Here is a 23,930-nt window from a genome sequence, read left to right as displayed (position 1 = left end):
TCTCGAACCACTGTGGCGATTAGGACTTACGGAGATCCAAAGTTGTGTTTCGAGTCAGTATCCGCCGAATTGTTCCTAATACAGACTTAAGCTTCTGGAGTATATTTAGTTGAACGCACCAATGTTTAAATAGTGGAATGTTCACATATTTTGGATATGATACACATAAGAGCTGACACGCGAGCAATCGACCCCAGAGAGCCCCGCGAGCCCGCAATAGATTTGGCTGAGAACTTGGCAATATGCCTGGATCCGCATCGTGTACTTCAAGGAAACCCGCTTTCGCGGCCGCAAGCACAAGCATGGCGCCCCGTTCGGTCCGCGCAAGTATCAGCGAACGTCCCGGCTCACCCTCTTCAATCGTGCGATACCAGGGGTCGCCGACTGCGATATCCGCGAATTCACCTGTGTGATCCGCGCAGAGCTTACAACGCCACTGTTGGTGCTTCGAAAGCACATCGCCCCAGGACTCTTGATACGTCAAGTCCCGCGATTCTTCAGCTCGCTTGGTGCGAAACACGGCGGTCGCCTTTCCCGGCCACCCATTGCCCCGGTAACGAAGACTCACCAGTGAGGATGGCTCTTCCACGCCCATCCGTCTCAACAGCTCGAGCGTGCCGCGCGTCGACGGGGTGCCGGCGCAAAAGAATCCAATGGTCACCCCCAGGTTTTCGTCCAGCCTTGGCCGAAGCTTGCATGCTTTCTGGACCCCGGCCACGTCACAGGGTTTGCCGATGAACACGCAGTGGCCACCGGCGTCCTCTATAGTCTGCAAGCCATCGCACGGGCTGGCCGGGGCGTAACGCGATCCAGTGGCGCGAAGTAAATCGGCACGGGTGCGGCTTGTCACGGTTTCGTTTAAATAGGGCGCATCGCTGCGCGCCGCCGTGTGCAGCACGTGTTTCATGCCGCCCACTTCCAGGCAGTACAGTGCGAGCGCCGTGGCCGCGCCTCCGCTGGATCCAGAGTACCGGATTTCCGGATCCGCCGCATAGCCTTCCCAGACGCCGAGGACCGGCCCCCACGCGGAACGCAGTTCCGGAATGTACGGATCTCCCGGCATTGCCGGGGCGTGGGCGAGGCCGACCCCGGGACAAACCCGCAATGCGTCGGGGCCGACCTCGTGACTCGGATTTATTTTCGGGCGCCGGCCTTCAGCTTCGATATCGACCATGGTGATGGCCTCCGGCGACGCATAGGCGCAGGCGCCACAGCCGCTGCAGAGGCGCGCATCGACGACACCTTGAATACTGCTGACTCTCATGCATGCCCCTTTTCTGAGATTCCAAGAGATGATCGAAATGCGCCTGTCAACAATGGATGGTTAGAGCCAATCTGGACGAAGGGCGCGGTAAACTCCGCAAGATACGGCATCAAGGCCTCCACTGTATGTTCCCACCATCGGCTCTCCAAAATTCGAGTACGTTCGGGCTCTTCGAACCGGTACTTGATGACCTTGGCGGGATTTCCCCCCACCATGGCGAAATCGGGTACGTCTCTTGTAACCACAGCGCCCGCTCCGACAACCGACCCTATACCGATACGGGAGCATCCCGGCGTAATGATGGCCGATTCACCAATCCAGGAATCGTGCCCTATCCAAAGACTCCCCGTCTCAATGGTATCCTCTTTAACAAATCCCAGCGCATTGTTGTAGAAGAAGGGGTGCATGGAAAGTCGCTCATAGGGATGGTTTCTCAGAAACACCTTTACGTTGGCCGCAATCGATACGTAACGCCCGATCACCACACCTGCTGGAAACGCTCCGGGCTCGGTCCATGCACCGTAGCTGTACGCACCCGCATATACCCCGTGCCGCCGCAACAGGACCTGTCTCAATGTGTACGAGAAGAAGCTACCGCCTTCCATCCGGGCCGCAATGGAAAGCAAGCGCCGGTTTTTTTTGCGCAACGCGCCGCACGCCCGCGCCAACACCTGCGCGCGGCTTGACCGGCGAAGCCCATCCTCGTTATCGAGTGTGGCGAACGAAATCCGTTCCGCGCATTCCAAATCGGGATTGGCCTTGGAGTTTTTGCTTTCCATGGTTTCCATATGATTCATTTCTGACCTGGTTGCGGCATGTGGCTCCGCACAAGACTACGTACATGCGGCCGACAAAAGGGAATATAGCAAACCATGGCCACAAATGCACCGACAACAATGACTACAAGTCCCGTCACAGCGACAATCAGCGAGTAGTGATGCTCCGCGGACAGCGACAATGCGAAGGCTATCGTGACCGCTCCCGCCCCTATCAACATCGGTTTGAGCGTGTGCCCGGCCATCAGTGCTCGACTACGATGCAAGATTCCTATCATCAACAGTAGCGCGACAAGTTCCCCTAAACACCCCGCAATCACGACCCACATCAACGGCTTCCCCGTCAGACCCAGCCAGATGGCCAGCGGGATTACGGAAATGCGACCGAAGTTCGACACAAGCGGCATCCGGGTGTCCCCCCAGGCCATGGAGGCGATGGTCGGACCGACCCGCAATACACGGATCATTTGCATTACGCCGAGCCATCCAATGAAACTACCAACAGCCCCGTATCGTTCCCCAAAGGTCAGCACCACAACCTGCTGGCCGAGGAGAACGAATCCCGTGGAGAACGCGACACCTATCAGGCACAATGCGCAGACTGAAAGCGCGTAGTATTCCATGAAACTCCGGATATCGGTCTGCACACGAGACAACAGGGGAAGGAGCAAGGCCGAGGCCACTTTCGTAATCACCATGGTGGGAACAAATGTCGTGGTGAACGCGACCGAGTAGACACCCAATTGCGTCATGTCATACGCCGCGCCAACAATCATGCGGTCCCCCTGAAATACAAGAAACATCAAGAGACCGTTGAACAACAGCGGCCAGCCGAATGCGACCATTCGCCGAATATAGTTACGATCCCAGTTCCATCCGTAACTACGTTTCGCTAACGCATGGCTCACGACCACCATTACGACAGCTTGAAATACAAGCAACCACAACATCGCGGAGTAGTCCTCGAACCACCACACAAAGGGCCACGCGGCAAGTACGAGGAGAATTTGCGGCAGGAGCTCGGTGGCGACGTCGGCGCCAAAACCGAATGTCCGCTGCAACCGTTTCGGGTCAAGGTGCATGAATCCACGGAGCAAGGGAACCAATGCCACGAACTGAAAGGCCCACAAGGCTTGGGGAATGCCAAACAATCGGGAGAATGGCCAAGCCAGCAGGAACAGGAACAGCGCCATGCCGATGCCGCGCACCACCTGAAACGCATGGGCCGTGGCCTGGAAGTCCGGATCGTCGCCATCTTCCGCTTGGACCAACAAACGATCCACCGCAAGGTTGCTGATCATCTCGAACAGGGACACTGCGATAACAAAGGTGGCGGCAATTCCAAAGTCTTCGGGCGTCAGCAACCTGGCCACGACGACGTTGCGGGCAAAAGAACACGCCTGCCCGAGCGCCTGTCCCCCCAGGAGCATTCCGCCGCCCCCTAACAACTTCCGCCGAAAGCCCATTAAAGGAATCCGTGTTCCTGTACCGAGCCCAGTTCACAACAAGTGGACAGTATTTCCTCCAATTGTACCCGAGCTTGGTGCAATACCATTGGAAGTTTCTCCTCGAGAGCAAGCCGGGAATTCTCACGTCCCAGATATGCCCGCCACAACTGCTCAATTGCCTCCTCCGAGGTTAGGTTGCGAAGATCGGTTACGCCTTCACCTTGTCCACACGACTCGAAGACGCCCAATGTCTTCGGACTGTAACTTATGCCCGCTGCAGGCACGCCCGATGACAGCGCCGCAATTGCGGAATGCATTCTTGTTCCGCAGAACCATTTACAGCGAGAAATAATCCATTTCGCTTCGCAAGGATCGGAGACAACTGGAGATACCGCGACCCTGACGCCTAACTCGTGTGGAAACGAGTCCGCGACGTCAAGACACGCCTGAATATCAGATTCATAGTGCCCCGGTGAACTTACGACATGGGGCACTAACAAGATCCGATCGCCCGTTTCACTCAATAAGCGTCCAATAAACGCCGTTATCACCTGTCGATAGTCAGCCCTAAAACCGTACTGCGCGGTCGCCGCATCAGGGGCGTTGTGCAACAAACCGCTCACGTTTATCCCCACAATCGCGGTACCTTTGTCCTCCAACCAGTCCGAAGCGTATCCCAATACTGAGTCGCTAGGGCGCGTTGCGGGGAGACCAAACGCCACATCGACTCCGACTCGGTGCTTCTCGGGGTCAAAAGAGCGCCCCAATAATTCCTGCAACACGCAAAAACTTCGAGTGTCTCTCGCCCAAGACATAGTTGCAGCGCTGACGATTCTCTTCGCGACTGACGCATTGGAAGCTTTCTTGAACGGCCCAAATGTTTGTGGCAATAGTATCAGGGGCTTGTTTTGCTGAAGCGTGATAATCTTCGGAAGCGTTACTGCCCGAAATCGCCGCGAACCATATATGTCCGAAAAACTGTCGCCCCCACTTATATCCAGTATCGCGTCCGCTGACCGAATCGCGCTGGCGGACGCATTGTGCAGCCCTCCCAACCTCGCGCAGACCCTAATATTTGCTAGTGATTCGGGCTGATAGACGCGCCTCGTGTGATATGCGCCACACTGCCGGAACTCAAAAGTATGAGTGCCGATAGTCCGTCTGGCCACACTGATACCGCGACCATAGCCAAATACAATCAGCGACGTTCGTGGCGACATCGATGCAATCCCCGCAACTATCGATGTACCAAGAGCCGATACACCCAAGTTTCCGGTTTCCATGCTTGCCCCAAAAAGGCCCAGTGTCAAATCGCTTTCACACTCAATCCTTTGCCAATCCTCTCTCATCGATATTCAACGCCCGGCACTAATGGGAGCGAAACCTGAACTCCGCCATTGGTAAAAATTGTGTCTTCGACAACAACGTTGTGGGCTGAGAAACTCAAGTCGGTCCTCCAATTGGCCGGCCCATTGAACATACACCGTAATACATACAAATTCTCTGTTGGCCCGGCGAACTGAAATACTCGGGATATATTGGGCTCAAGCTGATTGTTTATTGAACAGTCCACAAATGCAATGTCCTTTATCGAAACTTCATTCCCAGCAAAGAATCCTTGGCCGCGTGCTGATTCAGCGCTCACGCCGTAGGCGATCTTGTTTTCAATAGTCAACAAGGTAAAGTACTGAAGGACATCTGCATGAAATGGAGTGCCCGTGTTGTCCAGTCGGAAAGCCGAACTGTTAAGCACCAGATCGGACCCAGTAAATGCGTCCGAACCGATACTCTCCACCCTAACATTTCGAACAATCGCTCCTGCCAAACCATCTCGTGAATTGGTCACGAAGGTCCCGGAAACGAAGACTAGAGAAATGCCGCTGACCCACTGTCCATTTACCTCACGTCCCGGACCAATCAATTCGCAATTCGATACCCAATAATAATCTTCTAGAGGACCACTAGATCTAATAACGTTTTGATCCGAGGACGAAGCCGGTGTCACTGAAAGTGAATCTAACCGCACTAGTTTCGTCCTTAGCCCGCCCGCATCCGCCCCCACGATACGTGCAGCCCCCTTCGGCAAGTTCACTTTCGGACGAATCGTCAACCAGCGATCAGACGTTAGCGTATTCAGAGCGAAGGAATATGTCCCAATACGATATTCGCCCGCCTCAAGAAAAATCGTGCCCCCGTCCGCCATGCCGAGTGGTGATGCGTCCTGTATTGCCCGGGCCGCACGCATTATGGAACGGTATGGATTTCCCTCGGAACCGTCTCCGGAGTCATCGCTGCCCGATATCGAGACGTATGTCTCGATTTCCGGCAAGGTCCCATTGGCGTTCGTATTGAGGAAGAGCGAGAATTCACCACGGCTGGTCTTCTCACTTTGCTGCGGGCCTTCGAGCACCCGCGCCTCCCCCACCACGGGATAGGCCACCGCCCGCACTTCAATCGGCCCGTCGGCGAAGTCCCTGGCGTCGAGGCCTACCCAGTATTCCACGACGTCGGTCCTGGGGTTGAGGGTCATTTCGCGGACGGCGGTCCAGGGGCCGTTGTTTACGGAGAATTCGACGCGGTCGATGCCGTTGATGTGGAAGGCGACGACGCCGATTTCGAAGTAGGCGTCAAAGGTCTGGTAGGGCACCACGTCCCAGCGGGCGATGGCTTTGGCGTCGATGCCGAAGTCGCCGGGGTCGCCGATGGGGTCGGGCTGGGGGGTGGGCTGGGTGAAGCCGGTTCCGGCTTCGAGGAGGGGGTTGACGCGGAAGGTTTCGCTGGGGCCGGCGGCGTTGGCGGGGGTTCCGCCGGTGTTGGTGGCGGTGGCGGCGGCGATGCTGATGCCGGCGTGGCCGAGACCGGCGATGTTGCTGAGGGTGACGGTGCGCTGGGCCGTGCCGGTCCCGGTGACGGCGATGCTGGCGGTGACGCCGTCTGCGCTGTTGAGGGTGATGTCGGCGGGGGCCAGGGCGACGGCGGCGGCGTCGGCGTAGGTGATGGTGTAGGTTACGGGGCCTTCGAAGGTGTTCTCGGCGGAGGGCGCGCTGATGGCGAGGGTGGGCGCGACGTTGTTCACGGTGAAGGCGGCGCTGGGTCCGGCGGCGGGGGCGGGGTTGCCGGCGGTGTCGGCGGCGGTGCCCTGGGCGAGGCTGATGGTGATCTGGCCGTTGCCGATGACGCTGGCGAGGGTGACGATCCATACGCCGCCGCCCGCGTCGGCCACGGACTGGACGGTGGCGAAGGCGGTGTTGGTCCCGTTGATGGTGATGTCCTGCGCGCGCAGGGTGACGGCGCTCGCGCCGGTGTAGGTCACGGGGTAGACGACGGGTCCGGCGCTGGTGACGGCGACGGAGGGGGCGCCGATGGCGACGGTTGGGGGCGTGTTGTCGATGGTCGCCTGGGCGCTCGGGCCGGCGGCGGGGGCCTGGTTGCCGGCTTCGTCGGCGGCGGTGCCCGCGGCGAGGGAGATGCCGAGGGCGCCGTCGCCGCCGATGGTTTCGAAGGTGACGGTGCGCTCGTTTGCGCCGGTCTCGGTGACGGTCGGGAGGGAGGTCACGACGGATCCGGTGCTGTTGACCACGACATCGGCGGCCGCGAGCGTAATCGCCGATGCGCCGCCATAGGTCACGCGGAAGCTGAGGGGGCCGGTGTTCGTCGTGGTTGCGGAGGGCGCGCCGATCATAACGGTGGGCGGCGTATTGTCGACCACGACCGTGGCGCTGGGGCCGGCGGCGGGGGCCTCGTTGCCGGCGGTGTCGCGCGCGGTGCCGGCGTCGATGGAGATGCCGAGGTTGCCGTTTCCGCTGACGCTGGTAAAGGTGACGGTGCGTTCTGCGGCGCCGGTCGTCTGGACGTCGCCGAGGGTTGCGGCGATGCCTTCGGAGGCGTTGAGGAAGACGTTGGCCTTTGTCAGAGTGATCTGGTCGGCCCCGCTGTAGGATACGCGGTAATTGATCGGGCCGCTCCGGGTGTGCGTCACGGAGGGCGCCCCGATCGAGAGCGCCGGCGCGATATTGTCCACCAGCACGGTGGCGCTTGGGCCGGCGGCCGGGGCCAGGTTGCCCGCCGGATCGGTCGCGGTGCCGGCGTCGATGGAGATGCCCAGCGTGCCGTTGCCCGCGATGGACGTGAAGCGCACGGTGGCCGAGGTGGCGCCCGCGACGACCACATCGCCGAGGAGCGCCGTCACGGATCCGGTGGCGTGTACGTTAACGTCGTCTCTGGTCAGTGTAACGGCGGAGGCCCCGCTGTAGGCAACCTGGAATTCCACCGGGCCGGATCGCGTCGCGGCGACGGAGGGCGGCCCGATGGCCACGGTTGGCGGCACGGTGTCGATGACCGTTACGGCGGACGACGCGGAAAGCCCGCTCACGGAGCCCGTTGCGGTGATATTCACCGTGCCCACGCCCATTCCGCTCACCACGCCCGACGCGCTGACGGTGGCGATCGCGCTGTTGGACGAGCTCCAGGCGAAGGTATCGCCGGGCACGGTCGAGGTGGCGGAGAGCGACAGCGTCGCGGACACTTCGACGGTGGCGGTTTGCGGCAGCACGGCCACAAACTCCATTTCAGCCTCGGCCACGGCGATGGTGGCGGTCGCGGTGACGCCGCTATGCGTCCCGCGCGCGCGAATCTCTGCCCCGCCGCCGCCAAGCCCGGTAACCAGGCCCGCCGCGTCCACCGTGGCCACGGCGCCGTTGGAGCTGGTCCACGTGAACGAGTCCAACGGATCGGTGGAGGTTGCGGAGAACTGAATTGCCGCGCCGGCCGTGATGCTGGCGTTCCGGGGCTGCACGCTAACGGTGTGCACCACTGGATCCACCACGGTCACCCGCGCCGTTGCGCGCTCATTGGGCACGCCGCCCTGCGCCGTAATCGTGGCGTCGCCCGCCGTTGCGGCGGATACCAGGCCCGTCGCATTCACCGACGCCACCCCGCTTGCGCTGGAGGACCAGGTGAAGCTGTCGCCCGCGCGCGTGCTGGAGGCCGTAAGTTGTATGGTGTCGCCCGCCACCAGCAGCACTTCGGATGGGGTGACGGAGACCTCATGGACCACCGGCTCGCTCACGAGCACCGTGCCGCTGCCGGTCGCGCCGGTGTTCTGCCCGGTCGCCGTGATGGTCGCGCTGCCCGCCGCCACGCCCGCCGCCACGCCGGTCACGGCGTCCACGCTGGCCACGGCCGCATTGCTGGATTCCCAGAGGAAGCTCTCTTCGGGGTCGGAGGACTCCGCGGAGAACTCCACAATCTCGCCCACAAGCACACTCGCCTCGATGGGCCGGATAAGCGCTACTTCCGCCTCGCGCGGCGTCACCGTGATCGTGGCGTCGTCCGCCGCGCCGGTCAACGACCCTGTGGCCGTAATCGCCGCCGTGCCCTCGGCCACGCCCGTGACGAGCCCCGCCCCGTTTACTGTGGCCACACCCGCGTTCGAGGTGGTCCAGATCGGAAGGTCGCCGTCGCGCGTGCTGGCGGCGCTCAGCTGGACGGAATCGCCCTCTTCCACGGTCGCGCCACGCGGGAGCACGCGCATCTCGTGCACCGTCGGCTCCGCCACGGTAATCTGCGCGCTGGCCTCCTCGCCGGTGAGGTCCCCGCGCACGACCACCGCCGAAACGCCCGGGGCCACGCCGGTTACGACGCCGTCCAGGCCCACGGTGGCAATGTCTTCATTCTCGGCGAACCACTCCAGGCGATCGTCCGGCTCCGTCGAGCTGGCCGTCAGTTCCACCGTCTCGCCCGGCGCGATCGTCGCCGCGAGCGGGTGCACCTCCACCGCATGCGCGACCGGCTCGGAAACCGTAACCGCCGCCGAGGCCGATACGCCGGAGTCGAGCCCTGTCGCGGTGATAGTCGCCGCGCCCGCGCCCGCCCCGGTCACCACGCCAACGGGGCTCACGGTCGCCACCGCCTCATCGTCCGAAGTCCATTCGATCCGGTCGCCCGCGCGGGTGCTTGCGGCCTTAAAGCGGAACATCTCGCCCACTTCCAGGCTTGCCGCGGCCGGCGAAATCGCCATGCGGTGCGGCACGGCTGCCGTGACCAGCACGATCGCCTGGCCGGTCGCGCCGGTGGTCTGGCCCACCGCCGTAATCCGCGCCTCACCCGCCGCGACGCCCGTCACAACGCCGGCATCGTCCACCGTGGCAATGCCGGTTGCGTCCGAGGTCCAGGTAAACCGTTCCGCAATGTCGCTGGAGGTCGCCGTGAGCGCGATGGATTCGCCCGCCGGGATGCTCGAGCTGACGGGGCGCACACTGGCGATCCGGGGCCGGCCTTCCAGCACGCGGACCATGGCCGACGCGCGCTCCGAGGGGCCGGATCCCTCCACCACAATCGCCGCCACGCCCACACCGGTCCCCGTGACCGCGCCCGATGGCCCGACAGAAGCGATCGCCGGATTGTCCGACGACCAATTCAAAATGCCGTCCTCGCGGGTCGTGCTGCCCTTGAAGACCACCGTGTCCCCCACGGAGAGGGTCAGGGTGGTGGGTGAAATCGTCACCTGGTGCTCGGCCGGCGCGCTCACCGTCACCACGGAACTGCCAATGGCCCCGCTATGCGTCCCGCGCGCGTTAATCACCACGCCGCCCGGGCCCGCGCCGGTCACCAGGCCGCCCGTGCTTACGGTCGCGGTGCTGGCGAACTCCGTGCTCCATTCAAATTCGTCTTCGGGATCGGTCGAAAGCGCCGAGAGCGCCACCGTCTCCCCCACCAGGATGCTCGCGCCCAGCGGGCGCACCAATACGGAATGGACCGCCGGCTCCACCACGGTAATGGTCGCCTCGGCGCGCTCCGAGGGCGCTCCGCCGGACACCCGCACCTCCACGGTCACGGTCCCCGGCCCCACGCCCGTCACGAGCCCGCTGGCGTTCACCGTGACGATGGACTCGTCGTTGGAAAACCAGAGAAACGACACAGGATCGCCCGACGTAACCCCTTCAAGTCGGACACTCCCCCCCACGACAATCGTCGCCGCCGAAGGCGTCACCGTCACCGCGCCCGGCTCCACCGCCGGCCCCACCACGACCACCGTGGCCGTGGCCTTGGCGCCGCTGCGGGCGCTCGTCGCGGTGATCCGGGCCGTGCCCTCGCCCACCGCCGTCACCCGCCCCTGGTTCGATACCCCGGCCACGGCGGTGTTGTCCGAGGCCCAGGTAAAGCTGTCGGCGCTGTCGGACGAAGAAGCAGTAAAGGTGGTGGATTGCCCCACTTCCAGCTCGGCGGAGCGTGGGCTGATGCTGATCTGCGGGGACGCCGATCCGCTGGGACAGCCCATCAGGGCCAGCCCGAGCGCAAGCAGCACGATTCCCGCGGATAACATCCTCATCCCATTTACTCCTCGCTGAATCCCCACAAAAACACACGGGCCCAACGCCAGCCCGCCCGGCGGCGTATGGAACACGCGCAAAACATGCGCGCGCACCGCGAAACCCGTGCACAAGTACTTCGAACAGAGAGACTAGAGTAATTCTCCGCGAAGTTCAAGGTTTTGTCAAGGCGGAGCGGGCTTTCGGGCGTAGCGTTGGCCCTGGCCACCCCGGGGAACCTTCGACGCCGCGTGAAAAAGGGCGGTCCCGGTGGAATGTTCACCACCGGAACCGCCCGGCATTTCTGTCGTGCATCGCGTCCCTGAGCATGGTAACGGACGCGCCGCGAGCGCTACCCGTTAGGTCAATCCGCCCGCGCGCTTGCGCCGGAGGAAGGCCACCATGCCGAAGCCAAGCAGGCCGAGGCTGGCCGCGCCAGGGAGGGGGACGACGGGCTGTGCTTGAAGCCAGAGCGACCCATCCGGGTGATCGCTGACCTCCTGAAGGTGAGCGGCGACGATCCAATTGCCCCCGACGAGGCCAGCGAGCAGGCTCTCGTACTGCGTGGGGGTATTGGGATTGATCGTGAAGCCAAGAAGGAGGTTCTCACCCGCTCCGATACCATTCTTTGGTGGGGGTGAACCTGGATTCGCCGTCGTTGCGAACGTTATCCCAAAGCCACCACCGTTGAATGCGCCACCGATGCTGTAACTGACTTGTGTTCCAGACCAGTCGTCATAGCTCGGTGTACTGATCAATGCATTCGTTTCAAAGAGGATACTGGTGAGAACGGAACTGCTGTTTGGGGCAACGGAGCGATTGACAAATTCGAAAAACATCCCCGTGAATTCGTCAGACTCGCCCGCGTTGATCGTACCGTAACTGACCAGCATACCGATGTCCAGCCCCTGCGATACAGGAGGCATATCTCGCGCAAGCTGAGTGAGGGCAAACTGTTGCTGTCCACCTTGGGTGTCGATGGCGGTCGAAAGCGAGAAATCGCTGATCGACGCAGCCGACGCAGGCAACGCCAACAGCAACGCCAGCGCGCACCCCACCCCCACTATTTTCCTTCTGAGTTCTTCGCACATCCCATTTCTCCTCGGTCAGGAATTCCCGGGCGCGCCGCCCGTCTTCACAACCCCAACGACGCGCCTGTGATCCATTCCATTTGACGAAGTCGCATACACCGCATCCATCGACGAACGCACCCAACTTCGTGGTCGCCGAGCGATATACACCACGATAACCGCCATGGGGACTTCTCCCCATCCCAAGTCGCTGCCAGTACACAGCAATTTTCGCGCCAGAATCGATTGTTATTCTCCGCCAAGGGGTTACGACGAAATTCTGCCGATCCGGGTCGATGAACCCACGGAAATGTTATGCACCGCTGACAATTCATTGTCGATTCAATGAAGGCGATAAAACACGAGCGGCGCCAGGAGGCTCGGCATCCTGCGACGGCGCAACGCGAGTGTCGATTTCCACCGCACCCCTCCGCAATCCACCCCAGCCCTCCAGCGAACGCCGATGTGGGCTGAAAGTCCGCCGCAGGCGGATTGGGGCATCTTGCCCGACACAACACAAGCTACAAGACATCACGACCGCGACATGGGCATCCACCCCCGTGCCACGCGATGGCGCCCCAGCGCCTTCGTGTGCCAGGAGCAAGGCGTCCGCTAACTTCCCAACATCACCTCGCACGAGCGGCAAAAAGGAGGTTGGGCAAGATGCCCAACCCCCCACATAAAAAAAGCGGGCGCTCCATCCCCTGGGGGAAAACGGAGCGCCCGCGATAATGGGAGCAAGTCCAGAAATCAGGCCAGCGCGGCCTTCTTCTGCCGGCGCAAATAGCCCACGAACCCGAGGCCCAGCAGGCCCAGGCCCGCCGCACCAGGCACAGGAACCACGGTTCCCGGCGGATCATTCGGGCCGGGCGGCGGCGGCGGAACGTACGACACGAAGTGGTCGCTCCGGCCGTTCCCGTTCGGGCCGTCAATCCCGGCGACGAACAAGCCCATCCGGAGGTCGTCTTCCAGGAGCTCCCGGGCGAGGTCGAACCAACTGGCGCCGGAAAGCAGGCTGAAGGTGAAGGTGGCGGACTCCCCGGGGCTGATGACATTGGGGTTGCTGCCGCCCATCGGCGGATCCACATCGCTGGCGAGCACCGCGTCAAACGCGGGCGTCGCATGATTGCCCTCGGGCAGGTCGTCCGGCTTGGCGCCCACGCTCCAACCGGTCGGCAAGGCGACAAACTGATTCAACACCCGGGGGGTATGCGTGTCCCAGTAGACCCGGTTGATGAAGCCCGTATCGTGCGGGTCGTCGTCGAAGAAGATCGTGAAGCTGGCGCGGTCCGCCGCCGGCATCGTCACCAGGAAGGAGACCTGGCCCGCCAGCGTGGTGGAAAGGCCCGACGCGTCGTCGCCCACATTGTAGAACAGCCCGGTGAACTCGAAATCGATCCAAGCGGTGGGATCGTAGACCGGGTCCGCCGGCGCCACGTACGCCGCCAGCAACAGCGCCAGCGCAAACACGGCCCGGATTCCACCGCGCGCGAAATCCGCACTCATTAAAAGCGTCGCCTTCATACTACCTCTCCTGGGGTTACTGAACGACCTGCCGTACTTGCTGGAAGGGATGAAGCCATCCGCTGCCGCCTGTCGGTTGCGGACGAACCCGCGTCGTGGCGGAATCTTTCGCACCGACAGCCGAGAGTAGCGAAATTTGTGCCAAATATTTGGCGCGTAGTTATTCGACTTACAGGGCTTTTCGGGGAATTCCAGCTTCCGAAAAACAAACCTTGCGCAATTATGAACAATTCTTGTGGGAGTCGCAGCCAACGCCGATGTGGGCTGAAAGTCCGCCGCAGGCGGATTGGGCATCCCGCCACGGCGCGTCCCCGACCCGCCCGACGCCGCAATAGCCCCCCGACACCACAACACCCCACCCCCCGCGCGTCATCCCGTGCCACGCGATGGCGCCCCAGCGCCTTCGTGTGCCAGGAGCAAGGCGTCCCCCGACCCCGCCAATACCACCCCGCACGAGCGGCGCCCCAGGAAGTTGGGCATCTTGCCCGACACAACACAAGCTACACGCCAGCAAGACCGCGACATTGGCGGACAAATCCCCGTGCCACGCGATGGCGCCCCCGCGCCTTCGTGTGCCTGGAGCAAGGCGTCCCCGAACTTCCCAACACCACCCCGCACGAGCGGCGCCAGGAGGCTGGGCATCTTGCCAAGGCGGGATGCCCAACCCCCCATAAAAGTAATACTTTAGCCGACTGAAGTTGAGCCAGTCTTTTTTCTAGCTTGCCGCGACACTACGAGGAGAGCGCGCAAGGCTGGGAGCGCAGGTCGAAGACGCGCCGTGGAGGGCGTCCCCGCCTGCAATGCACCGGAGGTGCATAGCATGTTCGCAATATCGGCACATTTGATTGGGAGGAAGATTGGACCCGGACCACCGCCGTTGATCAAAATCGCGCCCTCGGCGCGATGCGGGCGGGCCGCCCGCGCTCCCATTGGTCCGCCCTTCCGTTGCGGGGCGGGTTTGTGTCGTCGAGGAATCAAGCCAACTTCATTCCGCTAAAGTGTTACCCACAAAAAAGACCGCGGGCGCTCCATCCCATGGGGAGAACGGAGCGCCCGCGATGAAGGACGCAAGTACAGGAATCAGGCCGCGGAGGCCTTCTTCCGGCGACGAAGCCCACCGACAACCATCATGCCCAGCAGGCCAAGGCCCACCGCCGGCGGTACCGGAACGACACCGAAGGAGGTGATATATACGTTATCGGTGAGGAAGTTCAATCGGATGGCACCCACATTCGCAAAATCGAAACCAGCGAAATTTGAAAAACTAAGATAGTGGTTCGCTGTGTTGTTTGCAAGCGTCCAAGACACGGGCCCACTGTAACTTCCTGAAGAATCCCACAATTCGACACTGACCATTGAATCGTTAAGGAGATTACCTGGGGTGACGATGTGAAATTGACTCCAAGCCGTGAAGTCTTCGCCGAGAGCATATTCGGTAATCGGTGCTGGGCCTGCGATATTAGCAGTCCCGTCCCACGTTATGTGGGCTACACCATAGTTCAGCATACCGACGACGGGATTATTGTTGCTGAACGCAACCCCTCCGTCTACCGTCAGCGATGTAAACCCTGGCACACCAGCGTCTCGGTTAACATACAGCTCACGATAGCCACCAATTGCGTCGGGTGCCAAGCTCGAGTCGTAAACGCTGGTCACCGCCACATTGTCCGAAGTGCTATCCGATACCTGCTGGAAATCGCCAGCGAACGTGTCGATCGTCGCCGCCCCGGCCACCGGCGCGATCAATCCCGCACAAGCGAGCGCCATGGCCAGCAGCCCAATCTTTTTCAATCTTCTCATGTTCCTGCCTTTCGTTGTTGAAAGCCTTCACACACTCTAACACCTACCGGGCGGCGCCTGGCTACCCCCATGAGTAGCGCGCGCCGATCGACCGCCATGCGTACTGCACTCCCCACAACCCGGTTTTTACTGCCAGATTGTTGGCAATATCCATGCCAACGAGCGAAATGTTGTCATTACACGACTTACGCACCGACCAATCCGCCAAACACCCCGTCCGGCGTTCAAATGTACTCACTGTTGACAAGGTATTGACCCCCCGGCATTTTCTTCCGACAACCGTAAAATCGCCCAATTTCCGGCGCCCGCATTGCGCCTGCGGCGGACGCATTTAAACTTCCCGCTCGAACCGAGCGCATAGCTGTATTGCGCCTGCGGCGCAATCTGCCGGCGGGCCGCCGGCGCTCCAAAACGCTCACTTTCGTTGATTCAAGTCTCCAAACCGACTCAAGTTCACGTCCATATACCGAGATCGAGTTTCGGTGCGATTGGCCTTCGCCCTTTCCGCCTGCGGCGCGATGCCGGCGGGCCACCGGCGCTACATAGCTGGCTTGCGCCTTGCGGCGCGATGCCGGCGGGCCGCCAGCGCTCCATAGTATTGCGCCTGCGGCGCACCCTTCGCCCTTTCCGCCTGCGGCGGACGTGCCGCACCTTCTACGCCACGGCGCTGTCGCGGGCGCCGGCGTGGAGGGATTCCGCCAGGCGTTGGCCCTCGGCCACCTGATCGGGCGGCAGGGCGGCGGCGAGGCGATCGCGGGCGTCGCGGGCGGATTCGCGCTGGACGGCGGCGAGCGCGTACCAGGCGTAGGCGCGGACGGGATTCTGCACGGCGCCGCGCCCCTGCTCCAGGCATTCGCCGAGGCGCTCCTGGGCGGCGGCGTGGCCCTGGGCGGCGGCGCGGCCCAGCCAAGCCACGGCGCCGGGCTCGTCGCGCCCGGCTCCTTCGCCCTCGAGCAGCAACTGGCCGAGCGCGAACTGGGCGTCGGCGTGGTCGCATTCCGCCGCCTGGCGCAGCGCGCCCGCCGCGCGGACGGGATCCGGCGCGCCGCCGCGGCCCGCCTGGAGCAGCAGCCCCAGCTCGTAGGCCGCCGGGGCCTCGCCCGCGTCGGCGGCCTTCCGGAAGCATTCGCGCGCAAGGGCCTCATCCTTCGCGGCGCCCTCCCCATGCAAATAGATTCGCCCGAGCTCATAGAGCGCGCCACCTTCGCCCTGGTCGGCGGCTTTCTGGAACCAACCGATGGCGGCGGCCCGATCCGCCGCGACGCCGCGCCCGTCCAGGCACATCCGGCCCAGGTGGTACTGCGCGCCGGCGTGGCCCTGCTCGGCGGCCCGCACCAGCCAGCGGTGCGCCTCGGCCTCGTCGCGCGCGACCCCCAGGCCCATTTCGTAGCGGACGCCCAGGCGGAACTGCGCCTTCACGGCGCCTTCTTCTTCGGCCTCGCGGCGCCACCGCGCGACGAAGCCCGATCGATCCACCTGCTCCGCCGGACGTGGGGCCGATGGGGCGTCCGGCGCGGGAGGCGCGGGTGTTGTGGAGACCGCGGGGCGCTCCGAAGCAGGAGAGGCGTCGGTCGCGGCTGGCGGTGCGGCGGGCTCCGCCAAGGCCTCTTCGAGGCTGTGGCGCAGCTGATCCCGCTCGGACTCCAGCGCGGCGCAACGCTCGCGCAAATGTTCCAGTTCGGTCGCCCAATCCGGCGCCGCGTCCCCTTGTGGCGCGTCCAGCAATTCGTCGCGCTCGGCCTCCGCGGCGGCGAGCCGTTCGTGGAGCGAGACCAACTCGTGCTCCAGCGCGTGGCGCGCCTGAAGCGCCTGATCCAGGGCCTGGGCGTCCGAATCGCCCTCCGCCGCGCGCGAGTCCGCCTGCGCCCGCAGATCCGCCAGTTCGCGCTCGAGGGCTTCCTGGGTGGACTGGAGCGACGCCAGCGCCGCTTCCCGGGCGCGGCTTTCCTCCAGCGCTTGTTCCAGGTCGCGCTCGGACTCCTCCAGCAACGCGCGGTTGGACGTGATTTCCGCGTCCAGGTTCTCCGCCTGGGTGGTGGCTTCGGCCGCCTGGCTCCGTGCGGCCTCCAGTTTGGCGCGCAGGGATTCCAGTTCCGCCGAGAGCGACTCCGCGCGCGATTCTGCGGACGCTGCGCGTTTTTCGACGTCCGACGCGCCCGTTAGCTGCCCCCGCAGGGCCTCCAGCTCGGCCGAGAGCGACTCCGCGCGCGATTCTGCGGACGCTGCGCGTTTTTCGGCGTCCGACGCGCCTTCTGCCCGCCCGCGCAGGGTCTCCAGTTCAGCGCGCAGGGCCTCCAGCTCATTGGCGAGTGATTCCGCACGCGATTCCGCCGACGAGGCGCGTGCTTCAGCGTCCGACGCGCCCGTTAGCTGCCCGCGCAGGGTCTCCAGCTCCGCAGCAAGTGATTCCGCGCGGGACTCCGCCGACGAGGCGCGTTTTTCGGCGTCTGACGCGCCTTCGGCCTGTCCGCGAGCGGCTTCCAGCTCGGCGCGCAGGGTTTCCAGCTCCGCAGCAAGTGATTCCGCGCGGGATTCCGCCGACGAGGCGCGTTTTTCGGCGTCCGAGGCGCCTTCCGCCTGCCCGCACGCGGTTTCCAACTCCGTGGCAAGGCGATTGGCGCGCGTCTCGGCCTCGGAACGGGCCTGTTGCGCGTCCGCAAGTTGCGCCTGAATCGCCTCGATCTCGGCGCGGCCCGCGACATCCCGGGCGGCGTCCGTTTCCCGCTGGCGCAATTCGGCTCCCGCCAGGGCCGCGCGCGCCGCCTTCAGGGCATCCTGGAGATCGGCGGTGCGCCGCTGCTCCTGGTGGAGCGCCTGGCGCGCGGTGCGGGCTTCCACCTCCAGCGCTTCCAGCGCCTTCTTCGCGTCCGGCGCCTTCGCCACGTGCTGCTTGTAGAGGTCCGCCTTGCGCGCGGCGTAGCTCAGCAGCTGCTGGAGCCGCGCGATCGCCTCGTCCGGCGGCAGATCCGTCACCCGCGGGACCACCGCGCCATCCGGAACCACCACCATCCGTTTGCACTCGCGGCACCAGCCATCGCGCCCCGCGAAGGCGTTGTCCATGCGCAGCAGCGCGTCACAGTGTTCGCAATTGAATTCGATCATCGCCCGAAACCCAGCTTTGGAACGGCGCGCCCTCCGCGCCAGAGCCTCCCCCGCCGGAGCCCATCCTTGAAGCCCCTGAAGTGTACCGCACGATCGCGCGCGGTGTACAGCGGGATATGCAATTTGGCGGCAAGTTTCGCGCCAGACACACCGGAGGTTGGGCATCTTGCCCGACGCAGCTGGCGCCAGACGCCAGCAAAACCGAGTCATTGGCCAACAAAGGGCCGCGGCTCCCCACGCCCGTGCCACGCGATGGCGCCCCAGCGCCTTCGTGTGCCCGTGGTCACGTCACCCCAATCCCAAGAACCCTCGCCCAACCGAGCGGCACAAAGGGAGGTTGGGCATCTTGCCCGACGCAGGGTGAGCTCGGGACGGAAAACTGCCGTGGCGTATCTGAATAGGACCCTACGCCTGGTTACCGGCCAATGTCGCCGTCGTGATGACTTGTGGCGCCCGCTGCGTCGGGAAGGATGCCCAACCTCCTGGGGCGCCGCTCGTGCGGGGTGGTATTGGCGGGGTCGGGGGACGCCTTGCTCCAGGCACACGAAGGCGGGTGGGCGCCATCGCGTGGCACGGGGATTTGTCCGCCAATGTCGCGGTCTTGCTGGCGTGTAGCTTGTGTTGCGTCGGGCAAGATGCCCAACCTTCTTTGTGCGCGCCTGCGTTCGGAGTGGCGCCAGGCTCTGACGCGGTATCACGCCACCGCAGACTACCCCAGCCGGGACGGGCACGCGCCCTGTGGCGTGTGTGGGTGACGGCCGGGCCTATTGCTGGACGCCATCGGGCGATACGAACGCAAGGTCACCGGCGCGAGTCCGTCCCTTGACTCGCGCGACGTACCTACGCACAAACGAAAGCGGGGCATCCGGTGTATCAACCGGATGCCCCGTAGAATGCTTCAGGGCGAAAGATCAGGCCTGAACCGACTTCCGCCGGCGCATATAGCCCACCAGGCCGAGGCCCAGCAGGCCGAGCCCCGCCGCGCCCGGGAGGGGGACGACGGCGCCGCCAGCGCCAACGATAATCTGGATGTTGGTGCGGGCCAGCTGATTTCCGAGACTGTCGAACGCAGCCAGGTAGAAATCATATGTCGCGTCGAGGGTTGGGTCGAAACCAGCGATAAACCAGTGTGGCTTCCAGGAGTTCTGGGCGACATTGTTGTCCGCGATCCGCTGGGCATAGAGTGCGGTATTGGACGTGTTGTTCGCGATGGAGGCTCCTCCACCGTTGCCGGTGGAATTGTCCCCAATAGCGTGATCCCACTGAACCGTGAAACCCGTTGCGGGATTGGCATCATTGATGGGATCAAATGTGAAGAAATTCGTACCCTGGCTGGGATCCATATCCAGACCGAGAGTGTAGGTCAGATCATCCAGGTTAAGACCGCTGGAACCATCGAAATCGGTATTGATCGACCACTCGAAACTCCAGACTGCCGTCGGAGAAGACTGCGTCGGCGCCACGCCCGCAGCAAAGCTGTACGTCCCGTCCCCGTTGCTGTTGAACGTATTTTCGGGCTGTCCGGCGGCATTGTGCCGGAGTTTGCCGCGCAAGCCCAGTTCAACACCATTGTCGCGGTCCGTCGTGAAACTCCCGTTCGCGTTGCCGCTGCCGAAAATCACGTCCGGCGTCACGTCCTGATTGAATTCGATCGCCGCATGCGCGGTCCCGGCCATTCCCAGAGTCGCCACAACGGCTGCCAGGCACATCATCTTGTTCTTCAAAGCCCGTATCTCCTTTTCTCGGGGCGCATTGCCCCATTGCTTCACACACCGGGCCGGGCACACCCCGACCTTCTCGTGAACCGATGAGAAAAAGCGCGACGACCCATCCCAAGTCACACCGCCGAATCGCCGACCGCTCCCTCGCCAAGTGTCCCACGTTGGAGCAAGATTTGTTCCGGATTCGCAGAGTTGGCGCTAAGCCTCTACCCTGAAAACGTTTCCCCGCTTGCGGGACGTTATGCTCGGGTGGACATTGCAGCGCGTGAGGCGCACGATTGTGTCACGTATGACAACTTTCTGACATGCGACAACATCGGCGGCGCGTGGCGTCGGGCAGTTGGGGTGGATTCACGAGGGGGCACGGCCTGCCGGGGGCGGGTGTCGGGGACAAGGCGCCTATCCAACGGGGAGTGCCGGCAGGGCAGGGCTGCCACCTCCGAACACTCACCATGAACGGGATCCGGAAAATCGTGCACGAATAGCGCAGGCGCGTGAAATGCCCCACACCGTGTGTAATTTTTCGAGGCGCAGGTGTCATATAGTTGTCACAGGTGACAATCTTATGCTGCTCGATAGCATTCCGTATGTTGTAAGTAATTGCAATATAAGACATTCGGAAATGGCACAAAACGTGCGAGCGATTAGGTGTTACTTGGAAGGATCTACGGGTTCGGTCAATGGGTTTAAACCGGGACCGTTCGCTCGTCTCCTTCCCGCGAAGCGAGTGCAATGTGTTCTACAGGTAGTGTATGTGGTGTGAAGTTCGTAAGAAATTGGGTCCATACGTGGTTGCGAAACACGTCAAGGTGGCCAACACAACCAAGAAGGGGTTTTGCGAAATGAAGATGAGGAAACGAATTGGAAGGTTCCAGATCGCGGCTACTTGTGCGCTGGCTGCGGGATACTGCTCGGTTGCCGGCGCCGGCCTGGTTAGCGGGATTACGGTGGATGGTAGCATCGGCACCGATTGGGGTGTGGCCACTCCAACGGGAGTGAACGGCAACAACTGGACGCCCACGAATAACTTGGGGGCGGGTTGGGTGCAGGAAGATTCCGTGACGGGTTCGAACGGTTACGTCGGGCCGGGATATGGTGGTCAGAATTTCGACGTGGAAGCCCTTTACACCGGATTCGATATAAGCACAAACAGGCTCTACGTGGCGCTCGTGACGGGATTTGATATCGAGGGTGAGACGGTCAGTGGAATCAACTATTTTGCGGGCGATGTCTTCATTGATTTCGGCAATTACCTGCCTGATTCGGACAATGTCTACGATCTGCATGCCGGCCAGCGAAGCTGGGATCTGGCGTTTATCCTTGCAGGTGCGACGGCAAGCGACACCTCGCTGGATGCGAGACAAGCTCCGTTCGTCATTGACGATTCCCCCACCGGCGCGCCTGGCTATAATTCGGGGCCATTAAGCGCGATCGGCGGCACGCTTCAGTCCGGCGCCGTTGCGTTCGGTTATAGCAACAATGGCGCCTTGGATGGTTGGACAGCCAGTCAAGACCACAACGTCTACGAATTCTCTTATGAAATCACCGACCAGAGCATCCTGAACCAGTTGATTTACGCCGACACCGGAAATAACTATGGCTGGGGATGGACGGTGCACTGGACAATGAGTTGTGGCAACGACTTTTTGAACGCCGCAGGCTATCTTCCTACCGGTACGACGTTCAACACCCCCGTAGTCCCCGTTCCGGCCGCCGCGCCGATGGGGCTGCTGGGACTTGGCCTGGTGGCGTTCGCGCGCCGTCGGAAGCGCGCCGCGGCCTGATGCGCCAACACGCTTCGCTGTCGCGGAGTGTAGAACAAATCGAATCGAGCGGGTGACAGAGCAATGGGAATCTGTCACCCGCTTTTTTTGCCCCGGCTCGGCAGTCTACGCGGCCCTCCAGCCCGCCAATTGCTGGAATTCCTTCGTCCCCGCCCCCTATACTCCACCGGGCGTGGGAGAACACCGCCGGGGCGGCTTTTGACGACATACGTAACCGCAGCGCAGGGAGATCGATCGGGTGAAAAGGATCTGTGTGACCGGCGGCGCCGGGTTTATTGGATCGGCGTTTGTCCGGTATCAGCTGGAGACGTATCCGGACGTTCACATTGTGAACTTTGACAAGCTGACGTACGCGGGGAATCTGGCGAACGTGCAGGATTGCGATCCGGCGCGGCATACGTTTGTCCAGGGCGACATTGCGGACCGGGCGGCGATCCAGGCGGCGATGGACGGGTGCGACGCGATCGTGAATTTCGCGGCGGACACGCATGTGGACCGCAGCATCATGGGCGCGACGGATTTCATCGCGACGAACTGCACGGGGGTGTACAACATTTGCGAGGCGGCCCGGGAGCTGGGGACGCCGCGCGTGCTGCTGGTGTCGACGGACGAGGTGTACGGCAGTATCCGGGAGGGATCCTTCACGGAGTCGGACCCGCCGGGGCCGCGCAACCCGTATTCGGCGAGCAAGGCGGGCGGGGAGCTGATCGCGCTGGCGCACCACGAGACCTTCGGGACGCCGGTGATGATCACGCGGGGGTCGAACACCTACGGGCCGTATCAGTACCCGGAGAAGGTGATGCCGCTGTTTATCACGAACCTGATCGAGGGCGAGCAGGTCCCGCTGTACCAGGGCGGCGAGCACAATGTGCGCGACTGGCTCTGGGTCTACGATCACGCGTCGGGCGTGGACGCGGCGCTGCGCGCCGGGACGCCGGGCCAGGTGTACAACGTGGCGGGCGGCAACGAGCGGGAAAACATCGTCCTCACGCACAAGCTGCTGGAGCTCTGCGGGCGGGACGCGTCGTTCATCCGGCTGGTAAAGGATCGCCCGGGGCACGACTTCCGCTACTCGATTGACGCGTCGAAGCTGCGCGCGCTGGGCTGGGCCCCGGAGATGGACTGGGAGGAGGGCGTGGCGGCGACGGTGGCGTGGTACCGGGAGAACGAGGCCTGGTGGCGTCCGATTAAGTCTGGCGAGTTCAAGGAGTACTACCGCCGGCAGTACGAGGAACGCCAGGAGGCCGGGGCATGAAGGGGATTATCCTGGCGGGCGGCGCGGGCACGCGGCTGCACCCCCTGACGCGGGTGGTGAGCAAGCAGCTCCTGCCGGTGTACGACAAGCCGATGATCTATTACCCGCTGAGCACGCTGATGCTGGCGGGGATCCGCGAGGTGCTGGTCATTTCCACGCCGCGCGACCTGCCGATGTTTCGCGAGCTGCTGGGCGACGGGAGCGAACTCGGGATGCGGTTCGCCTACGCCGAGCAACCAGAGCCGAAGGGCCTGGCGCAGGCCTTCACCATCGGCGCGGACTTTGTGGGCGATTCGCCTGCCTGCCTGATCCTGGGCGACAACATTTTCTATGGCCACGGCCTGACGAACACGCTGGCGTCTCTCCGCGGGCTCCAGGACGGCGGGATGATCTTCGCGTACCACGTGCGCGATCCGGAGCGCTACGGCGTGGTGGAGTTCGATGAATCGGGCCGCGCGATCAGCCTGGAGGAGAAGCCCGAAGAACCCAAGAGCAGCTTCGCGGTGCCGGGGCTCTACGCCTACTCGCCCGACGTGGTGGAATTGGCGCGAAATCTGAAGCCGGGCAAGCGCGGGGAACTGGAGATCACGGATCTGAACCGGATCTACCTGGAGCAGGGCCGGCTCTCGGTGTCCGTGCTGGGCCGGGGCATCGCCTGGCTGGACACGGGCACGAACCACAGCCTGCTGGAGGCGAGCCAGTTCGTGCAGGCGGTGGAGGAGCGCCAGGGCCTCATGATCGCCTGCCTGGAGGAGATCGCGTGGAGCCAGGGCTGGATCACGCGGGCGATGGTGGAGCGGGCGCAGGAGCAGATGGGCAAGAGCATGTACGGGAATTACCTCCGCGATCTGCTGAAGTCGCGGCGGCGCCCCTGAA

General features: G+C 63.0%; 13 protein-coding genes. 3 read left to right on the top strand and 10 right to left on the bottom strand.

The window, feature by feature from the left end:
• Positions 1-19 precede the first annotated feature (19 nt).
• The 10 genes from KF886_08175 to KF886_08130 all read right to left on the bottom strand — a co-directional run bounded on the left by KF886_08175 (position 20) and on the right by KF886_08130 (position 20,018).
• Positions 20-1,174 (bottom strand): Coenzyme F420 hydrogenase/dehydrogenase, beta subunit C-terminal domain, encoded by a 1,155-nt coding sequence (locus tag KF886_08175; protein MBX3177320.1) that lies wholly within the window; start codon positions 1,172-1,174, stop codon positions 20-22.
• A gap of 86 nt (positions 1,175-1,260) precedes the next feature.
• Positions 1,261-2,052: a CatB-related O-acetyltransferase gene (locus tag KF886_08170; protein MBX3177319.1), complete on the bottom strand. Its 792-nt coding sequence runs from the start codon at positions 2,050-2,052 to the stop codon at positions 1,261-1,263.
• A 5-nt stretch (positions 2,053-2,057) separates the two neighbouring features.
• A complete protein-coding gene (locus KF886_08165; protein MBX3177318.1) occupies positions 2,058-3,470 on the bottom strand; it encodes an oligosaccharide flippase family protein in 1,413 nt (470 codons plus the stop codon).
• Between the two features lie 35 nt (positions 3,471-3,505).
• Entirely contained in the window at positions 3,506-4,708 is a 1,203-nt protein-coding gene (locus tag KF886_08160) for a polysaccharide pyruvyl transferase family protein (GenBank protein MBX3177317.1), read from the bottom strand.
• 125 nt (positions 4,709-4,833) lie between these two features.
• Positions 4,834-10,818 carry an Ig-like domain-containing protein gene (locus KF886_08155; GenBank protein MBX3177316.1) on the bottom strand — a complete coding sequence of 1,995 codons (5,985 nt, stop codon included), beginning with the start codon at positions 10,816-10,818 and terminating at the stop codon, positions 4,834-4,836.
• 339 nt (positions 10,819-11,157) lie between these two features.
• On the bottom strand, positions 11,158-11,889 hold the full coding sequence (locus KF886_08150) for a hypothetical protein (protein ID MBX3177315.1): 732 nt from the start codon (positions 11,887-11,889) through the stop codon (positions 11,158-11,160).
• A 729-nt stretch (positions 11,890-12,618) separates the two neighbouring features.
• Entirely contained in the window at positions 12,619-13,392 is a 774-nt protein-coding gene (locus tag KF886_08145) for a hypothetical protein (GenBank protein MBX3177314.1), read from the bottom strand.
• A gap of 1,080 nt (positions 13,393-14,472) precedes the next feature.
• Positions 14,473-15,192, bottom strand: coding sequence for a hypothetical protein (locus KF886_08140; protein MBX3177313.1), 720 nt, complete (start codon positions 15,190-15,192; stop codon positions 14,473-14,475).
• A 654-nt stretch (positions 15,193-15,846) separates the two neighbouring features.
• Positions 15,847-18,294, bottom strand: a complete 2,448-nt coding sequence (locus tag KF886_08135; protein ID MBX3177312.1) for an SEL1-like repeat protein — start codon at positions 18,292-18,294, stop codon at positions 15,847-15,849.
• Positions 18,295-19,205: 911 nt separating this feature from the next.
• Positions 19,206-20,018, bottom strand: a complete 813-nt coding sequence (locus KF886_08130) for a PEP-CTERM sorting domain-containing protein (GenBank protein ID MBX3177311.1) — start codon at positions 20,016-20,018, stop codon at positions 19,206-19,208.
• A 785-nt stretch (positions 20,019-20,803) separates the two neighbouring features.
• Between KF886_08130 and KF886_08125 the strand changes: the two genes are divergently transcribed.
• From KF886_08125 to rfbA, 3 genes are all read left to right on the top strand, one after another.
• Positions 20,804-21,799 (top strand): PEP-CTERM sorting domain-containing protein, encoded by a 996-nt coding sequence (locus KF886_08125; GenBank protein ID MBX3177310.1) that lies wholly within the window; start codon positions 20,804-20,806, stop codon positions 21,797-21,799.
• A gap of 238 nt (positions 21,800-22,037) precedes the next feature.
• Entirely contained in the window at positions 22,038-23,054 is a 1,017-nt protein-coding gene (gene rfbB, locus KF886_08120) for a dTDP-glucose 4,6-dehydratase (protein MBX3177309.1), read from the top strand.
• On the top strand, positions 23,051-23,929 hold the full coding sequence (rfbA, locus tag KF886_08115) for a glucose-1-phosphate thymidylyltransferase RfbA (GenBank protein MBX3177308.1): 879 nt from the start codon (positions 23,051-23,053) through the stop codon (positions 23,927-23,929). The genes rfbB and rfbA overlap by 4 nt, the downstream gene beginning before the upstream one ends.
• The last annotated feature ends 1 nt before the right edge of the window (position 23,930 follow it).

Source organism: Candidatus Hydrogenedentota bacterium (genome assembly GCA_019637335.1).
Lineage (GTDB): Bacteria > Hydrogenedentota > Hydrogenedentia > Hydrogenedentales > JAEUWI01 > JAEUWI01.
This window is presented reverse-complemented; position numbering and strand designations above follow the sequence as displayed.